This window comes from Pseudomonas sp. PS01298 (assembly GCF_029959745.1).
GTDB lineage: Bacteria > Pseudomonadota > Gammaproteobacteria > Pseudomonadales > Pseudomonadaceae > Aquipseudomonas > Aquipseudomonas aylmerensis.
The window spans coordinates 1-16,668 of the sequence record NZ_JASCPP010000088.1; the positions used below are offsets into that span (position 1 = coordinate 1).

The following is a 16,668-nucleotide window of genomic DNA, read 5'->3' on the forward strand; positions in this document are numbered from 1 at the left end:
GGCTTGCTCGCGAAAGCAGTGTGTCAGTCAGCACACATGCAAACTGACACACCGCCTTCGCGAGCAAGCCCGCTCCCACATTTTGGCCTGTGCCAGGCTCAGGATCAGGCGTAGTAGTCGACGGCGCTGGAGCCGATCACGGTAGACGTCACCGGCGCGACGGCCTCAGCCACCTCGCCGTGACTGGCATTGTCGCCGTTGTCGCCGCCGCGCCCACCCGTGCCACTCACGCCACGGGTCTGGGCCTGCTGTTGCTGCTGCTCCTGGCCACGGGACTGGTCGGACACGTTGACGTCGACCTGGCCCATGCCTTGCTGGGCGAACATCTCCCGCAGGCGGCCGGACTGGCTTTCCAGCGCTTCACGCACCACCGGGTGGGCGCTCATGAAGTTGACCTGGGCCTGCTGGTCGGCCGTCATGTTGACCTTGATGTCCAGGCGACCGAGTTCGGCCGGCTGCAACTGGATCTCTGCCGACTTGAGGTTGGCGCTGGAGAGGTACATCACGCGGTTGACGATTTCGTCGGTCCAGCCGCTCTGGTGCATGGCCAGCGGCGCATTGGTCGTGGGCGGCAGCGCATTGGCGGTTTTCGGCGTGGCGGCCTGGGTCAGCGCGGCAAGGCGATTGGCGAAGTCATCGACGCGCGTGTCGCTGCTGGCTTCCTTGAGGTCCTTGAGGCCGCCTTCGATCAAACCGCTGAAGGCCTTCTCGCCGCCGGAGTCAGTGCTGTCCTTGGTGGCTTGCTGGTCGACCATATTGGCCAGGCCGGCGGCAAAGTTCTGCGCGGCCGTCGGCTGGTCCTGGGTCGGCGCCGGGGCGGTTTTTGCCGGTGCCTGGCTGCTGGCCGACACATGCCCGCCCTGCTCCATCGCCAGGCGCACGGCCGGCATCGCATCCAGTGGATCGGCCTCGGGGTCGAACGCCGGCTTGGCTTCCTCGGTGGCCGCGATCGGCGCCGCAACCACCGGCTGGGCGCTGTCGTCCTGGGCGGCAGCCGCCGGTGCCGGGGTTTGCACCGGTACCGGCACAACCACCGGCGTGACCGTGGCAATCAATGCCGGATCGACCACCGGGTCGGTCGGGGGCTGCTGCACCAGGGTCGGATCGACCGGCGCGTCGTCATCGGTGCTGGCACTGTCATCGGACTTGGCCGGCGGCGTGGCAGGCAAGGTATTGCCGCTATCGGCAACCGCTGGCGTGCTGGCGGCAGGCTTGTCGCTGCTGGCGACAGGCTTGGCAGAGTTGTCGGAAGGCTTGTCCCGTGTGGGCTTGGCCGAGTTGTCGTCGGCCTTGATCGCGGGCTTGGCGCCTTGGTTGGCGAACACCTGTGCGAAGCCAGGGCCCTTGTCCCGTGGGTCCGCATCCGCAACCGGCTGCGGGGCGGCGGACGCTTGAGGCTTGGCCGCGGGGGCAGCCTGAAGGAGCGAATTAGGGGCGACTGGCATAGGTAAAGGTCTCCACTGCATGGGGATCGGGGATGCAGTATCGGGAGATAGAGCAAGAGTCGGGCCAGGTTTTACTTGGGCTTGGTTTTGTTGTGTACCTATCCGTTATTCAGGTAACGGCTGATGGATACGTACACACCCCAACTACACGCCAAACCGCTGCCGCTCGGACTCATACAACGGCTTCACCAACGCAAACTCGTGATCAATCTGATCCACCAGCGCCCCCAGGTCCGCCGAGGACTCAACCGACTCGACCTCCAGCCGCTGGCACAACTGCGCCAAGCGCACCGCGCCGAGGTTGCCGCTGCTGCCCTTGAAGCTATGGGCGATGCGCCCCAGCGCCTTGGCGTCGTCGCGGGCCTTGCGCAGGGCTTCGACGCGCTTCTGGGAATCATCGAGAAAGGTATCGAGCAGCTTGGGGTACTCGCCTTCCATGACTTCCTGCAAACCCGACAACACGTCAGGGTCCAGATGAATATCAACCACTTGCTCGCTCCTTGATCAAGAATCGGCGGATTATGCCAGAGCCCCCCAGCAAAACTCCACGCAGACACTGCGCCCGCCATCGGACCAGCGTACATCGCTGCTCAACTGGCGCACCAGGCTCAGCCCGCGGCCGGACAGACGGTCGATATCCAACGGCCGGGCCAGCACCTGTTCGACGTCGAACCCCGGCCCGCTGTCTTCCAGGCGCAAGGTCATCTTGCCGCCCGCTTCGGTGGGCACCACCTGCACGTGCACGCGTACATAACCGCTGTTCAGCTGCGCCAGGCGATCGTTGCGCTGGCGGTAATACTCGGTAAACCCCTGGGCATCGCGCTTGAGCCGCGAGTCCAGGCCCAGCACGCCGTGCTCCAGCGCATTGGAATACAGCTCGGCCATCACGCTGTAGAGCGCCCCGCTCTGCTCACGCAGGCCGTGGATCTCCAGCAACAGCTGCAGCAGGTAGGGCAACGGGTTGTAGCGCTTGAGGGTTTCGGCGCGAAACTCGAAACTCACCGACCAATCCAGCGGGCACGACTGGCCGCTGTCGGCATACAACGGCCCGGTCGCGCGCAACGACTGGCCGGGCTGCAGGGTGATTTCCACCATGCTCACATCATCCCGCGCCTCGCCGCGAAAGGCCGCCAGCGCCTGTTCAATGTCCTCGAACAGCCGATCCGGCTCGCGATTGGCGGCGAACACTTGCTGCAAACGCTCGGCACCAAACAATTGATCATTCGCGTCAGCGGTGTCCAGCACACCATCGGACAGCAGGAACACGCGGTCGCCCAAGGCCATGGGCCAGACTTCGGTACGATCATCAAAAGCGTCGGCCGAAAGCACGCCCAACGGCAAATGCCGCGACTGCAGCGGCGTGCGCTGGCCACTGGCGACTTCATGCACATAGCCATCGGGCATGCCGCCGTTCCACACCTCCACCACGCGGCGCTGCGTGCTCAGGCACAACAGGGTGGCGCAGCAGAACATGTCCACCGGCAGGATGCGCTTGAGCTTGGCGTTCATCTCGCGCAGGGTCTGCGCCAGGCCATAGCCCTTGGCGGTCATGCCGTAGAACACTTCCGCCAACGGCATCGCGCCCACCGCTGCCGGCAGGCCGTGGCCTGTGAAATCGCCGAGCAGCACGTGCATGTCGCCGGACGGCGTGTAGGCCGCCAGCAGCAGGTCACCGTTGAACAACGCATAGGGCGATTGCAGGTAGCGAATGTTCGGCGCGGCATTGATGCAGCCGGAATGGGCGACCTTGTCGAACACGGCCTTGGCGACCCGCTGCTCATGCAATAGATAGTCGTGGTGCCTGGCGATCAGGTCGCGCTGCTGCAACACGGTGGCCTGCAACCGGCGCAGGCGGTCCATGGCGTTGATCTTCGCGGCCAGGATCAGTTGGTTGTAGGGCTTGGGCAGGAAGTCGTCACCGCCGGCATCCAGGCATTGGGCCAGCGCTTCGCTTTCGCGCAGGGAGGTGAGGAAGATAATCGGCACCAGCGCCTCGCCGGCCAGTTGCTTGATGCGGCGGGCCGCCTCAAAGCCGTCCATCACCGGCATCAGCGCGTCCATCAGCACCAGCTGCGGCCGCTCGCGGGCGAACACCTCAACCGCTTGCGCGCCATTGGTGGCCGTCAGCACCTGGTGGCCCTGACGCCGGATGATCGTCGACAGCAACAACAGGTCGGCGGCGCTGTCTTCAGCGATCAATATGCTCAGCGCTTCAGGAACCGGGGCCAGGACGCTCAAGTGAGGTCGAACAATTTGTCGAAGTTGGAAATGGCGAGGATCTTGCGCACGTCAGAATTACTGTTGATCACCTGGACCTCGGCGTTATCGCCGCCCGCATGGTCACGCAGCAGCAGGAGCATGCCCAGGGCCGAGCTGTCCATATAAGTGGTGTGCTTCAAGTCCACCACGTAGATCTCGGGCACTTTGTAAAACCGCTCGTAGGCATCACGAAAGGCTTGGTGGCTACCGAAATCGAACCGCCCCTTGATGGTAATCGTCAATTTCGTCCCATCCAGGGATACTTCTGACTCGACTGACATACGACTGCTTCCTTGTCATTGGCAATGTGCAACAAGGTTTAGCAGGCGAAGCGGATCTGAGCAACACAGCGAATCAAATGCGCGAGCGGGCTTGCTCGCGAAAGCAGTCTGTCAGCCACCACAGATGCAAACTGACATACCGCCTTCGCGAGCAAGCCCGCTGCCACATTTTTAGAATTGGGATTGACGCGGCAGACGCTGGGACAGTTCGTCGAGCAGCTTCTGCTCACGCTTGTCTTCGATGGCCCGCGCCTCGTCGATGTAGCGCTGCACCAGTTTGCGCAGGCCTTCGACCCGCGCAAACGCCGCTTGCCAGCTCTCGCGGGCTTTATCGAGATTGTTCTGGTGCCAGGCCAGGCTCTGGCGCTGTTGGCCGACGGCGGTTTCCAACTGATTGAGAAAGCCCTGGTAGCCCATCAGCCACTGGCCGGAAACGCCTTTGCTGCCGCGTTCGATCCATTGCTGCTGGTACTCGCTGCGAAAACGCTCGAGGTCGCCCAGCTTGCTTTCCGCCAGACGCACCTGGCCCTGGAAATACCCCAGGCGCTGCACGGCGGTTTTCTCGGCCTTTTCGGCCATGTCCACCACCGGGGCCAGACGTGAGGAACGCGTGCTGGCCATGGCTTAGCCGCCTGGCGCCGGGGCGAAGATCGAGCCCAGGTGCGCTTCGCTTTCACCCATGCTGATCTTGTCGTTGAGGCCCTGGCGCAGGTAGGTCACCAACTGCGGTTGCAGGGCGATCGCCAGGTCGGTCTCGCGATCACCACCGGCGACATAGGCGCCGACACTGATCAGGTCGCGGCTCTGCTGGTAGCGCGACCACAACTGTTTGAAATGCTGCGCGCGCGCCATGTGCTCCGGCGTGACCACAGCAGGCATCACCCGGCTGATCGACGCCTCGATGTCGATGGCCGGATAGTGCCCCTCTTCCGCCAGGCGCCGCGACAGTACGATGTGGCCGTCGAGTACACCCCGCGCCGAGTCGGCAATCGGGTCCTGCTGGTCATCGCCTTCGGACAACACGGTGTAGAACGCGGTGATCGAGCCCCCACCGGCTTCGGCGTTACCGGCGCGCTCCACCAACTTGGGCAGCTTGGCAAACACCGACGGCGGATAGCCCTTGGTGGCCGGGGGCTCGCCGATGGCCAGGGCGATTTCCCGCTGGGCCTGGGCAAAACGCGTGAGCGAGTCCATCAGCAACAGGACGTTCTTGCCCTTGTCGCGAAAATATTCGGCGATGCGCGTGCAATACATGGCGGCGCGCAAACGCATCAGCGGCGCATCGTCGGCCGGGGACGCGACCACCACCGAGCGCTTGAGACCTTCTTCACCGAGGCTGTGCTCGATGAACTCCTTGACCTCACGACCCCGCTCACCGATCAGCCCCACCACAATAATGTCGGCCTCGGTAAAGCGGGTCATCATGCCGAGCAACACCGACTTACCCACGCCGGTACCGGCGAACAGGCCCAGACGCTGGCCGCGACCGACCGTCAATAATCCGTTGATGCTGCGAATGCCCACGTCCAACGGCACGCTGATCGGGTTGCGGTTCAGCGGGTTGATGGTCGGGCCGTCCATCGGCACCCAGTCTTCGGCCTTCATCCCGCCCTTGCCGTCCAGCGCGCGACCGGCGCCGTCGAGCACGCGGCCGAGCATGCTCATGCCCATGGGCAGGCGACCGGTATCAGCCAACGGCACCACGCGGGCACCGGGGGCGATGCCGGCCAGGCTGCCGACGGGCATCAGGAAAATCTTGCTGCCGGAAAAGCCCATGACTTCGGCTTCGACCTGCACCGGGTGGTAGCTGTCGTCGTTGATCACCAGGCAGCGGCTGCCCATGGCCGCGCGCAGGCCCTCGGCCTCCAGGGTCAGGCCGACCATGCGCAACAGGCGCCCTTCGAGGATCGGTTGGCCAGCCAATTCGGTGGCTTCGGCATAGCCACCCAGGCGTTTGGCGAAGCTGGTGCGATCAAGGCGCATCAGGGGCGTCCAGGTCCACACTCAGGTCAGGCTCGGCCGGGTGCAGGGCTTGTTCGTGGAGTTGGTCGAACAGCTTGGCCATGATCTGGCTGATACGGGTTTCCACCGTCGCATCGATGCGGCTGTGCTCGGTCTCGACGCGGCAACCCCCTGGCTGCAGGGAGGCGTCCTCGACGATGCGCCAGGTTTCTTCATGGCGCTCGCGCAGGGCCTTGACCTGTTCGAAATCCTGCGGGTTGATGTACAGCCGCACATTGCCGACGCCCAGCGGCAGCAACTTGAGCGCTTCGCGCATCACGCTTTCGATGTGGCTGGAATCGAGCACCAGCTCACGCTGGATCACCTGGCGGGCGATATGCTCCACCAGGCCGACCATGGCTTTCTCGATCTGCGAATCCTGCTCGGCGATGGGGTCGAACAAGCCGCCCATCAAGCGCTCCAGGCTGGCCAGCTTGACGGCGAGCGCCGCCTCGGCCTCCTGGCGCACCTTGAGGGTGGTGCTGCGAAAACCGTCTTTTTCACCGGCGGAAAACCCTTCGTTGTAGGCCTCCTGGCGGATGCTCTCCAACTCTTCCAGGGTCAATGGCTGGACTTCTTCCAGCGGCACTTCTTCCATTTCCGCAGGCGGCTCTTCCACCGGTTCCGGCTCGGGCTCCGGCACATGCGGATCGAAGCTGGGCAACGACCAGATGTCGAACCCGCCGACATCCCGCGCGCGAATCAGATCGCTGGGAGCCCCATCTTTGTTCGACATGAGTGGCGCCTTAAATCATTTCTTCGCCGCCCTTCCCGCCGAGAACGATTTCTCCGGCTTCGGCCATACGGCGGGCAATGGTGAGGATCTCTTTCTGCGCAGTTTCCACGTCGCTGACGCGCACCGGGCCCTTGGCCTCGAGGTCGTCGCGCAGCAGCTCGGAAGCACGCTTGGACATGTTCTTGAAGATCTTCTCCTTGACGTTCTCGTCGGAGCCCTTGAGCGCCAGCACCAGCACGTCGGAGGACACCTCGCGCAGCAGCGCCTGGATGCCACGGTCGTCGACATCGGAGAGGTTGTTGAACACGAACATGAGGTCTTCGATCTGGCCGGACAGGGTGTCGTCGATCTCGCGGATCGAGTCCATCAACTGGCCTTCGACCGAGCTGTCGAGGAAGTTCATGATGTCGGCCGCGCGCTTGATACCGCCCAGGGTGGTACGCGATGCATTCGAGTTGCCCGAGAACTGCTTCTCGAGAATCGTGTTGAGTTCTTTCAAGGCCGCCGGCTGCACGGTGTTCAGCGACGACACGCGCAGGATGATGTCCAGGCGCACTTTATGGTCGAAGTGGCCAAGCACTTCACCGGCCTGGTCCGGGTCGAGGTACGCCACGACGATCGCCTGGATCTGCGGGTGCTCGTAGCGGATCACGTCGGCGACGGCGCGCGGCTCCATCCATTTGAGGCTGTCGAGGCCGCTGGTGTTGCCACCCAGCAGGATGCGGTCGATCAGGCCGTTGGCCTTGTCTTCGCCCAGGGCCGAGGTGAGCATCTTGCGGATGTAGCTGTCGGAGCCGACGCCCAGGCTGGTCTGGTCGCCGACGATCTCGACGAACTCACTCATCACCTGCTCGACCTGCTCACGGTGCACATTGCGCATCTGCGCCATGGCCACGCCAACCCGCTGGACTTCTTTAGGGCCCATGTGGCGCAGCACTTGGGCGGCGTCGGTTTCACCCAGCGACAGCAGCAATACAGCGGCTTTGTCGACCTTGGTGAGCTTGGCAACAGCGGCTCGATTATCACTCATCTGCGTTGATCCACTCTTTCACGACCTGGGCCACACGGCCCGGGTCTTCTGCCACCAGACTCTTGATTGCATTCAGCTGAGCGTCATAGCCTTCGCTCGGGCTTGGCAACAGGATGCTTTGCGGGCCGCCGAGGCTGACGCGGTCGTTGGCCAGTTCGCCATCCAGGCCGCCCATGCCACCCAACTCGACGTCGCTGCCACCGAAGGCCGCGAGTTGTTTCTTGCCGTTGCCGGTGATGTTGTTGAGCACCGGGCGCAGCACGCCGAACACCAGCACCAGGATGAACAACACACCCAGTACTTGCTTGACGATGTCCCAGAACCACGGCTGCGTGTAGAACGCCGGGTCGGCGATCACTTCGCCACGCTCGGCGGAGAACGGCATGTTGATCACGCTGACGCTGTCACCACGGCTGGCGTCAAAACCGACGGCGTCCTGCACCAGGCGAGTGAAGCGCGCCAATTCGTCGGCGCTCCAGGGCGCACGGGTAACCGCACCGTCAGCCGGGTTGACCTTGACCTGGTCATCGACCACCACCGACACCGACAGGCGATTGACACGGCCCTGTTGCTGCTTGGTGTGGCTGATGGAACGGTCGAGTTCGAAGTTCTTGGTGGACTGGTTACGCTTGTCCGCCGGGTACGGGGCGAGCATCGGCTGGCCGGTGGCCGGGTCCATGATCTGCTGGCCGTTGGCGTCCAGCAGCGGCTGGCCAGGTTGCACTGCACCAGCAGTCGCGGCCGCGCCACCGGTGGTTTGCGGCGCGGTGGCCGGTGCCGGTGGCTGGTTGCTCAGGGCACCCGGCACACCTTGCGGGCCATTGCTCGCGGTGCGTTGTTCGCTGGTCGACTGCTCGCTGCGCAAGGCCGGCTGGTCGGGGTTGAACTGCTCGGAGGTCGACTCGACGGCGCTGAAGTCCACATCGGCAGACACTTCAGCCTTGTAGCGGTCGTTGCCCAGCACCGGTTGCAGGATGTTATGCACACGCTGGGTGAGCATGCTTTCCATGCGGCGGCTGTAGTCGAACTGCTTGCCGGCCTGGGTCAGCGCGGAGTTTTCAGCCTGGTCGGACAACAGGTTGCCCTTCTGGTCGACCACGGTGATTTGCGACTTGCTCAATTCGGGAACGCTGGTGGCCACCAGATTGATGATCGCCAGGACCTGGCCAGGCTCCAGGGAGCGGCCGGAAAACAGTTCGACCAGTACCGAGGCACTTGGCTTGCGCTCATCGCGCACAAACACCGAGCTTTTCGGAATAGCCAGGTGCACGCGGGCGCCCTTGACGTTGTTGAGGCTGGAGATGGTGCGGGCGAGTTCGCCTTCGAGGCCACGACGATAGCGAGTGGCTTCCATGAACTGGCTGGTCCCCAGGCCCTGGTCCTTGTCGAGGATTTCAAAACCGATGTTGCTGTCGGACGGGGTCACGCCAGCCGCCGCGAGTTTCATCCGCGCCCGGGCCACGTCGTCGGCCTTGACCAGCAGAGCGCCGGAGTTGGGCTCCACAGTGTAGGAAATGTCGGCAGCCGACAGGGTTTCCATGATCTGCTTGGAATCCATGCCCGCCAGGCTGCCGTACAGCGGCCGGTAATCGGGTTGCTGCGACCACAACACCACGGCAAAACCAATCGCCACGCTGGCAGCCAGGCCGACCATCAGGCCCACCTGACGCAACATGGTCATTTCCGAGAGGTTTTCCAGGAACGACAGGCCAAACAGCGGCGGCTTGCCGTCTGCCTTGGCGGGTACGTTGTCCACGACTGCTTCTGCCATGACTTAAATCTCGTCCTTAAACCGGCATCTGCATGATGTCTTGGTAGGCTTGAACCAGCTTGTTACGCACTTGGGTCAGGGCCTGGAACGAGACGCTGGCCTTTTGCGAGGCGACCATCACATCGGTGAGGTCCACGCCGCTTTTGCCGATCTCGAACGCATTGGCCAACTGGTTGGAGGCTTGCTGGGTATCACTGACTTTGTTGATGGCTTTGCCGAGCATGTCGGCGAAGCTGCTTTGGCCCAATTCCGGCGCTGGCGCGACGGATTTCGGTTGAGCCATGGCATCCATTTGCATGGAGCGCATATCCAACATCAACCGATTGAACTCAATACCCTGGCTCATGACCTTCTCTCTCCCGACAACCCGCAAATTTTTGACACTACGCAGCAATTACTAGGGGAGGTAGCAACAAGGGTGCCAGCTCTGTAGCAACTCGTAAGAAAAGGCGACAAAGCTTGTCCGCCTTGTTACCGATCAGGTGGCGAAAAGATAAGCCTCGACATCCATCCCGGCGTCGCGCATCTGTGCCAGCTTGTAGCGCAACGTGCGTGGGCTGATCCCCAGGCGTTCGGCGGCTTCCTTGCGGCGGCCGCGCTCGGCGCGCAGGGTGTCGATGATCATCTGGAATTCGCGGCGACGCAGGTCGTCGCCCAGGGCCCCGGCGGTCTCGGTTTCGGCGACTACCGGCACCGGCGCCAGGGTCGGTAGCGGCGCCGCACCACTGCCCATGGCCAGGCAGAAATCCTGGGGCTGGATCAAGCCGCCCTGCTGCAAAATCAGCGCGCGCTGGATAGCATTATCCAATTCGCGCACGTTGCCCGGCCATGGATAGCCGATCAGGCACGCCTGGGCCTCGGCCGAGAGCCGCGCCTGGGCATGCTTCATTTTTTTGACGTGGTTGTTCAGCAGGCGCTCGGCCAGTGGAATGATATCTGCCGGGCGTTCGCGCAACGGACGCCAGGCCAGCGGAAACACCGAGAGGCGGTAGAACAGATCCTCACGAAAGCGCCCCGCCGCCACTTCACCGGCAAGGTCTCGGTTGGTGGTGGCTACCACGCGAATATCCAGCTGGATCGGCTTGCGCGCCCCCACACGTTCCACTTCACGCTCCTGCAACACCCGCAGCAGCTTGGCCTGCAGGCCCAGGGGCATCTCCGAGATCTCATCGAGCAAGATGGTGCCGCCGTCCGCCTGTTCGAACTTGCCCGCCTGGGCCGCGATGGCGCCGGTAAAGGAGCCCTTTTCGTGGCCGAACAGCGTGGCTTCGAGCATGTTGTCGGGGATCGCCGCACAGTTGATGGCGATAAACGGTTGTTTGGCGCGAGTCGATTGCTGGTGGATATAGCGCGCCAGCACCTCTTTACCGGTACCGGACTCGCCGGAAATCAACACAGTCGAATCGCTGCGCGCCACGCGGGCCGCCAGTTCCAGCAACTGCGCGCTGGCCGGTTCGAAGGCAATCGGGCCCTCGCTGTCACTGGCCGTGATCACGCCCAGGGCATGCCGCGCCACCAGTTCGATCAGGGCCTTGGGCTCGAAAGGCTTGACCAGGTAATCCGCCGCGCCCTGGCGCATTGCATCCACCGCGCGCTCAACGGCGCCATGGGCGGTCATCAGCAACACCGGCAGTTGCGGCTGGCGCGCACGCAGCAGGCCGAGCAACTGGTGGCCGTCCATGCCGGGCATGTTCACGTCGCTGACCACCAGGCTGAAGGTTTCCTGCTCGACCGCCTCCAAGGCGTCCTCGGCAGAACCGACCGCCCGGTAGTCATGGCCCGCCAGCAACAGCGTGTCAGCCAATGCTTCACGCAGGGCGCGATCGTCTTCCACCAACAGAACCTTGATAGCCATTACTTTTTACTCCGCGCCTGCCGCGCATGAAAACAGCGGCAAGGTCATCAATGCACAGGTGCCACGCCCGACTCGGGAGTGCAGTTGCAATTCTCCCTGATGGGCACGTGCCACCGCCTTGACCACGGTCAGGCCGAGGCCGGTACCGTTGGTCTTGGTGGTAAAAAACGGCTCGCCCAGGCGCTGCAATACGACCGGGTCGATACCGCTGCCGCTGTCGCTGATGCACAGGCGCAGGGTCTGCTCGCGGCTGTACAGGTGCACCTTGAGGCGCGCGCCGGGGCCACTGGCCTGGGTGGCGTTTTCGATCAGGTTGAGCAGCGAGCCGACCAGGGTGTCGCGGTTGCACAGCAGCTCACCGAGATGACTGTCGCACTGCCAGCGCACCTGGACGTCTTGAATATGCGTGGCGGCTGCAGCCTGCAGGGCCTGCATCAGCGCGGCCGGAGTGATGCGGTCAGTCAGCGGCAATTCGCCACGGGCAAACACCAGCATGTCGCGCACCTGGTGCTCCAACTCGTGCAAGCGCTCCTTGAGGCGCCCGGCAAATCGCTGGTGGGTGGCAGCGGGCAATTGTTCATCAGTCAAATGACTGGCGTAGATCAACGCCGCCGACAGGGGCGTGCGGATCTGATGCGCCAAAGAAGCGACCATCCGCCCCAGCGACGACAAACGCTCGTGGCGCGCCAGCTGGTCTTGCAGATGACGGGTTTCAGTCAGGTCGTTGAGCAGCACCAGCTGGCCCGGCTCCGCATCCAGGGAACGGGTGGCGATGGACAAGCGGCGCCCGTCTTTCAGGGAGATTTCGTGGCCGTCGTCTTCGCGCGGCGCAAAGCAGCGCGTGATGACATGACGCCACAACTCACCTTCCAGCGGCAGGCCGAGCATGTCGCAGGCCGCCGGGTTGGCTTCGCGCACTCGGCCCTGATCGTCGATCACGATCACGCCGCCCGGCAACAGTGACAGCAGGTTTTGCAGACGGTTGGCCAGGCGCTCTTTCTCGGCCAGCTCTTCCATGCGCTGGGCACTGACCACCGCCAGCTCGCCTTTAAGCTCGGAGACCCGGGCTTCCAGCAGGCTGTAGGAGTCAGTCAATTGGCTCGACATCTGGTTGAACAGCGAAAAGGCCTGCTCCAGGCCATTGCGGCTGAGTTCTTCTACAGACGGGACAGGCCCCTGCAGGACAGGGACCGAAGATAGTTGGGCGGCGTGGGGCATCATGCTCTCTCGCTTGGCTGACCGTCAGTTAAACGGAACGTTGCGAGGGCTGTAGCAATAGTTGTGCCGAAAAAAAACCGCTGAAATTTCAGCGGTTTGGAAAACAGGCGTCAATCATCCGCCTGTTCATCACCTTCTTTGCGGCTCATGCCGTACTTGCGCATCTTCTCAACCAGGGTGGTTCGGCGGATGCGCAGGCGCTCGGCAGCCCGCGCGACGATGCCATTGGCGTCGTCCAACGCCTGCTGGATCAGCCCCTGTTCGAGGTTGCCGAGGTAGTCCTTGAGATCAAGGCCTTCGGGCGGCAGCATGGCGGTGGAGCCGAAGTCCGGGGTGTGGCCGTTGATGGCGACCCGCTCTTCCATGTCACTGCGCAGGCTGTCGACCAGTTGCTCGTCTTCATCGTCGACGTAGCGGAATTTCTTCGGCAACTCGACCACGCCGATCACCCCGTAGGGGTGCATGATCGCCATGCGCTCCACCAGGTTGGCCAGCTCGCGGACGTTACCCGGCCAGCCGTGGCGGCACAGGGACATGATCGCCGCCGAGTTGAAACGGATCGAGCCGCGCTTTTCGTGCTCCATGCGCGAGATCAGTTCGTTCATCAGCAGCGGGATGTCCTCCACGCGCTCGCGCAGCGGGGCCATCTCGATCGGGAATACGTTGAGGCGGTAGTACAAGTCTTCGCGGAAGCTGCCCACCTCGATCATGCTTTCGAGGTTCTTGTGGGTGGCCGCGATGATGCGCACGTCGACGCTTTGGGTCTTGTTGCTGCCCACACGTTCGAAGGTACGTTCCTGCAGCACGCGCAGCAGCTTGACCTGCATCGGCAGCGGCATGTCGCCAATTTCGTCGAGGAACAGCGTGCCGCCGTTGGCCAGTTCGAAACGCCCGGCACGGCTGGTGATCGCCCCGGTAAAGGCGCCCTTCTCATGGCCGAACAATTCGCTTTCCAGCAGCTCGGCCGGGATCGCCCCGCAGTTGACCGGCACAAAAGGCCCGTCGCGGCGCTTGGAGTGATAGTGCAGGTTGCGCGCGACCACTTCCTTGCCGGTGCCCGACTCGCCAAGGATCAGCACGCTGGCGTCGGTGTCGGCCACTTGCTGCATCATCTGGCGCACGTGCTGGATCGCACGGCTGGTGCCGACGAGGCTGCGGAACAGGTTGGGTTCGCGGTGGCGACCGCGCTCGCGCGCCTGGTCATACATCTCGCGATAGACCTGGGCACGGTGCAGGGAGTCGAGCAATTTGCTGTAGCTGGGCGGCATTTCCAGGGTGGACAGCACGCGGCGGCGCTGGTCTTCAGGCAGGTCGATAGAAGAAATATCGCCCATCAGCAACACCGGAAGGAACTCATCCCAGGTTGACAGTGTCTTTAACAAGCCCAAAACAGCGCCAGGAGCGTTCACCGTCCCGATCAGCACACAAATGACTTCACGGCTCGATGACAATGAGCTGACCGCCTGCTGCCAATCATGGCTGCCGCAGGGCAAATTTTCTTCGCCAAGAAAATTCAAAATCACCGCTAAATCGCGGCGGCGGACGCTATCGTCATCAATCAGCAGAATTTTGGTTTCACGCCACATGCAATAGCAACTTCCCTAGTAAAACGCTCTGCCCCAAGAGTGAGGGCAATCGAGACGCCTGTAAGACTTCATGCCTTACTAGACGTCTGAAATCTGAAAACAGCACTAGTTAAGTCAAAAATGCTGGCACAGTCAAATATATGACGCGCCGTTCGGATTAACTGAGCTCATTCAGCCGAACAGATGGTAAACCTTTGACGCATTTTTCGCTTGGTTGATCTGCGACATCTCTTCGAAAATCGCCTGCCGCTCGCCCGTCGTCACCTCAAGCAATTGCTGGTAAACCGCGAGCAGGCTCTCAAGCTTCTCACGCAACGCATTCTCGTCGACCGGCGCCTCACTGAGCACCTGCTCGATCACGTCGCGACACCCCATGTCGAGCTCGCCAATCGCGTCCCAGTTACGGTCCGCCAGCGCGCCCATCAGCGCCTCACGGGTTTCATCAATGCGTTGCAGTGCTTGGCTCATCACATAGTCCTCAAGGCCCTCAGGCCCTTCTCTGCTGCGCCTTACTCGGTTACAGCCTGTGGCGCGGCGATGGCATCCCAGCCTTCTTTCACGGTAATCAACAAACGCGCCACTTCGTCGATCATGTCGGCGTCGTTATGCAGGTTCGCCTCCATCAGGCGGTTGGTCATGTACGCATACAGACTTTCCAACTGCTGGACGTAAGCCGGGTTATCACTTTTTTCTGCATCCAGGCCGTCACGCAGCCCGATCACGATATCGATAGCCTTGCCGAGCATCAGGCCCTTCTGTGCGATGTCACCACGCGCCAGCGCACCTTTGGCCTGGGCCATGCGGTCCAGCCCGCCTTCCATCAGCATCTGCACCAGGCGATGAGGGCTGGCTTCGGAGATCTGAGCATGGGAATTGACCTTCTGGTATTGGCGAAGGGCTCTCATGGGATTCATGTTTCTACCTCGTGACAGGCGACAGCGAAAAGGGTTTCAGTAACCAATATGTCGACGGGTTCGCAAAAAGCTTTAGCACCAGTCGTCTCTCGATAAAAAAAGGCCAGGCAGGTTGCCTGGCCTTTTTTTATTCGCAGAGATCAACTATTGGTCTTTGGGTTGTTCAGCGCATTGAGCGTGGTCATCACACTGGTGCTTTGCTGGCGCAACTGGGCAACCAGGGTGTCCATGGCGTTGTACTTGTCCGAGAGGCTCTTGGTCAGCAGGTCCATGCGCTCGTCCAGGGAGGACTGCTGCTTGGTCAGGTCCTTGAGCGTGTCGGACAACGAGGTGGAACGCGTTGCCAGGATGCCAGTGGTGGACTTGGCGTAGTCGTCGGTGGCGCTTTTCATGCGCGCCAGCATGCCGCTTGGGCCGGTGAACATGCTGTTGATATCGGCGGCGTTGGTTTTTACCGCTGCATCCCACTTTTTGTCGTCGATCGTCAGCAGACCAGTGCTCGAGTTGGTGACCACACCGAACTGAGCCAGGGACTTGAACTGACCAGTGCCCGACAGCGCGTTGAACTCATTACGGATGGCCGCCTGGAGCGAGCGCATGGTGGAGTCGCCCGTCAGTGTCGCTCCCGTGGTACTACCGTCCAGGTTGGTGGTGACCTTGGTTTCGGTGTTCATCGCAGTGATCAAAGCGTTGTAGGAGTCAAGAAATCCCTTCACGCCGGATTTGAGCGCAGCGTTGTTGGTGCTGACGGTGATGAGCGTGGCGTTCTTTACCGGTGGATTACTGGTGTCGCCAGTCTTGACTGTCGACACAGACACCAGCTTGATGTTCACACCACTCAAGGCACCTTCAATGCTGTTGGTTTTGGAAACCGAAGAAACACCGTCGATGCTGTACAGCGCATCCTTGGGCTCATCAACCACTGTCGAGCCGACATCCAGCCCCGAATTGCCCGACAGCTTCAGGTCAGAGCCTGTACCCATGGTGGTCGAGGTCAGGATCAACCGCGAGCCGTTGGAGTCGGTCTGGATGTTCGCACTCAAGCCCGAGGTGCCGAACTGGGTGTTGATCGAGTCACGCACCTGCTGCAAGGTCGCGCCGACAGGAATGTTGACGTCGTAGTCCTTGCCGGACTGCGTGATGGTCAGAGTCGTCGGCTTGTCAGTGGCATTCACCACTGTCGAGGTGCCACCCGTGAAGTTTTTGCTCGACAACTTGGACGCCTGAGCCAACTGATCCACGATCAGTCGGAAGCTACCATTGGACGCAGTATTACTGGCGGTCATGGTGGCGACTTTTTCATCCGAGGAGGAACCGATCAAGCCGGTAAAACTGCTGTCCTTGGTCATTGAGTCCAGCGCACCACGAAACGCATCCAGCGCCGCCTGAATCTTGCCGATCGAAGACAGCGTGGTGGTCGCCTTCTGGGACGCGGTATTGATCTGCGTCTGCTTGGGCACCTTTTCGGCGTTGACCAAGGATGTCACGATCGCTTGCGTATCGATGTTCGAACCGATACCACTTACCGTTGAACCCGCCATCATCTATCTCCTGTTCGGTGGCTGCCGTTAT

16 protein-coding genes are annotated in these 16,668 nt (G+C 62.1%); all 16 read right to left on the reverse strand.

The genetic code is table 11. The features are described from left to right. Nucleotides 1–104 precede the first annotated feature (104 nt). Nucleotides 105–1,445, reverse strand: a complete 1,341-nt coding sequence (locus QMX97_RS24075; RefSeq protein ID WP_282397742.1) for a flagellar hook-length control protein FliK — start codon at nt 1,443–1,445, stop codon at nt 105–107. 144 nt (nt 1,446–1,589) lie between these two features. Beyond that, nucleotides 1,590–1,934: an Hpt domain-containing protein gene (locus tag QMX97_RS24080; RefSeq protein ID WP_065909810.1), complete on the reverse strand. Its 345-nt coding sequence runs from the start codon at nt 1,932–1,934 to the stop codon at nt 1,590–1,592. Nucleotides 1,935–1,964: 30 nt separating this feature from the next. Then, on the reverse strand, nt 1,965–3,683 hold the full coding sequence (locus tag QMX97_RS24085; RefSeq protein WP_065909809.1) for a fused response regulator/phosphatase: 1,719 nt from the start codon (nt 3,681–3,683) through the stop codon (nt 1,965–1,967). Next, nucleotides 3,680–3,985, reverse strand: a complete 306-nt coding sequence (locus QMX97_RS24090; protein WP_106803036.1) for an STAS domain-containing protein — start codon at nt 3,983–3,985, stop codon at nt 3,680–3,682. The genes QMX97_RS24085 and QMX97_RS24090 overlap by 4 nt, the downstream gene beginning before the upstream one ends. Before the next feature lie 171 nt (nt 3,986–4,156). Next, nucleotides 4,157–4,606 carry a flagellar export protein FliJ gene (gene fliJ / locus QMX97_RS24095; protein WP_065909807.1) on the reverse strand — a complete coding sequence of 150 codons (450 nt, stop codon included), beginning with the start codon at nt 4,604–4,606 and terminating at the stop codon, nt 4,157–4,159. A 3-nt stretch (nt 4,607–4,609) separates the two neighbouring features. Continuing rightward, nucleotides 4,610–5,968 carry a flagellar protein export ATPase FliI gene (gene fliI, locus QMX97_RS24100; RefSeq protein ID WP_065909805.1) on the reverse strand — a complete coding sequence of 453 codons (1,359 nt, stop codon included), beginning with the start codon at nt 5,966–5,968 and terminating at the stop codon, nt 4,610–4,612. Next, complete coding sequence (gene fliH, locus QMX97_RS24105; RefSeq protein WP_065909803.1) at nt 5,958–6,722, reverse strand: flagellar assembly protein FliH; 765 nt, start codon at nt 6,720–6,722, stop codon at nt 5,958–5,960. Before fliH ends, fliI begins: the two co-directional genes overlap by 11 nt. Nucleotides 6,723–6,732: 10 nt before the next feature. Then, nucleotides 6,733–7,752: a flagellar motor switch protein FliG gene (gene fliG / locus QMX97_RS24110; protein ID WP_010208743.1), complete on the reverse strand. Its 1,020-nt coding sequence runs from the start codon at nt 7,750–7,752 to the stop codon at nt 6,733–6,735. Further along, the gene (gene fliF, locus QMX97_RS24115; protein WP_065909802.1) at nt 7,745–9,523 is read right to left on the reverse strand and encodes a flagellar basal-body MS-ring/collar protein FliF; all 1,779 of its coding nucleotides are present in this window, start codon (nt 9,521–9,523) and stop codon (nt 7,745–7,747) included. Before fliF ends, fliG begins: the two co-directional genes overlap by 8 nt. Nucleotides 9,524–9,539: 16 nt before the next feature. Next, the gene (gene fliE, locus QMX97_RS24120) at nt 9,540–9,869 is read right to left on the reverse strand and encodes a flagellar hook-basal body complex protein FliE (protein WP_065909800.1); all 330 of its coding nucleotides are present in this window, start codon (nt 9,867–9,869) and stop codon (nt 9,540–9,542) included. A gap of 132 nt (nt 9,870–10,001) precedes the next feature. Then, nucleotides 10,002–11,378: a sigma-54 dependent transcriptional regulator gene (locus tag QMX97_RS24125; protein ID WP_065909799.1), complete on the reverse strand. Its 1,377-nt coding sequence runs from the start codon at nt 11,376–11,378 to the stop codon at nt 10,002–10,004. A 6-nt stretch (nt 11,379–11,384) separates the two neighbouring features. Beyond that, nucleotides 11,385–12,596, reverse strand: coding sequence for an ATP-binding protein (locus QMX97_RS24130; protein ID WP_257236585.1), 1,212 nt, complete (start codon nt 12,594–12,596; stop codon nt 11,385–11,387). A gap of 110 nt (nt 12,597–12,706) precedes the next feature. Further along, nucleotides 12,707–14,182 (reverse strand): sigma-54 dependent transcriptional regulator, encoded by a 1,476-nt coding sequence (locus tag QMX97_RS24135; RefSeq protein WP_065909797.1) that lies wholly within the window; start codon nt 14,180–14,182, stop codon nt 12,707–12,709. Nucleotides 14,183–14,353: 171 nt separating this feature from the next. Beyond that, nucleotides 14,354–14,650, reverse strand: a complete 297-nt coding sequence (gene fliT / locus QMX97_RS24140; protein ID WP_282397743.1) for a flagellar protein FliT — start codon at nt 14,648–14,650, stop codon at nt 14,354–14,356. A gap of 41 nt (nt 14,651–14,691) precedes the next feature. After that, nucleotides 14,692–15,096 carry a flagellar export chaperone FliS gene (gene fliS / locus QMX97_RS24145; RefSeq protein WP_065909795.1) on the reverse strand — a complete coding sequence of 135 codons (405 nt, stop codon included), beginning with the start codon at nt 15,094–15,096 and terminating at the stop codon, nt 14,692–14,694. Nucleotides 15,097–15,236: 140 nt separating this feature from the next. Beyond that, on the reverse strand, nt 15,237–16,637 hold the full coding sequence (gene fliD / locus QMX97_RS24150) for a flagellar filament capping protein FliD (RefSeq protein WP_282397744.1): 1,401 nt from the start codon (nt 16,635–16,637) through the stop codon (nt 15,237–15,239). Between the last annotated feature and the right edge of the window lie 31 nt (nt 16,638–16,668).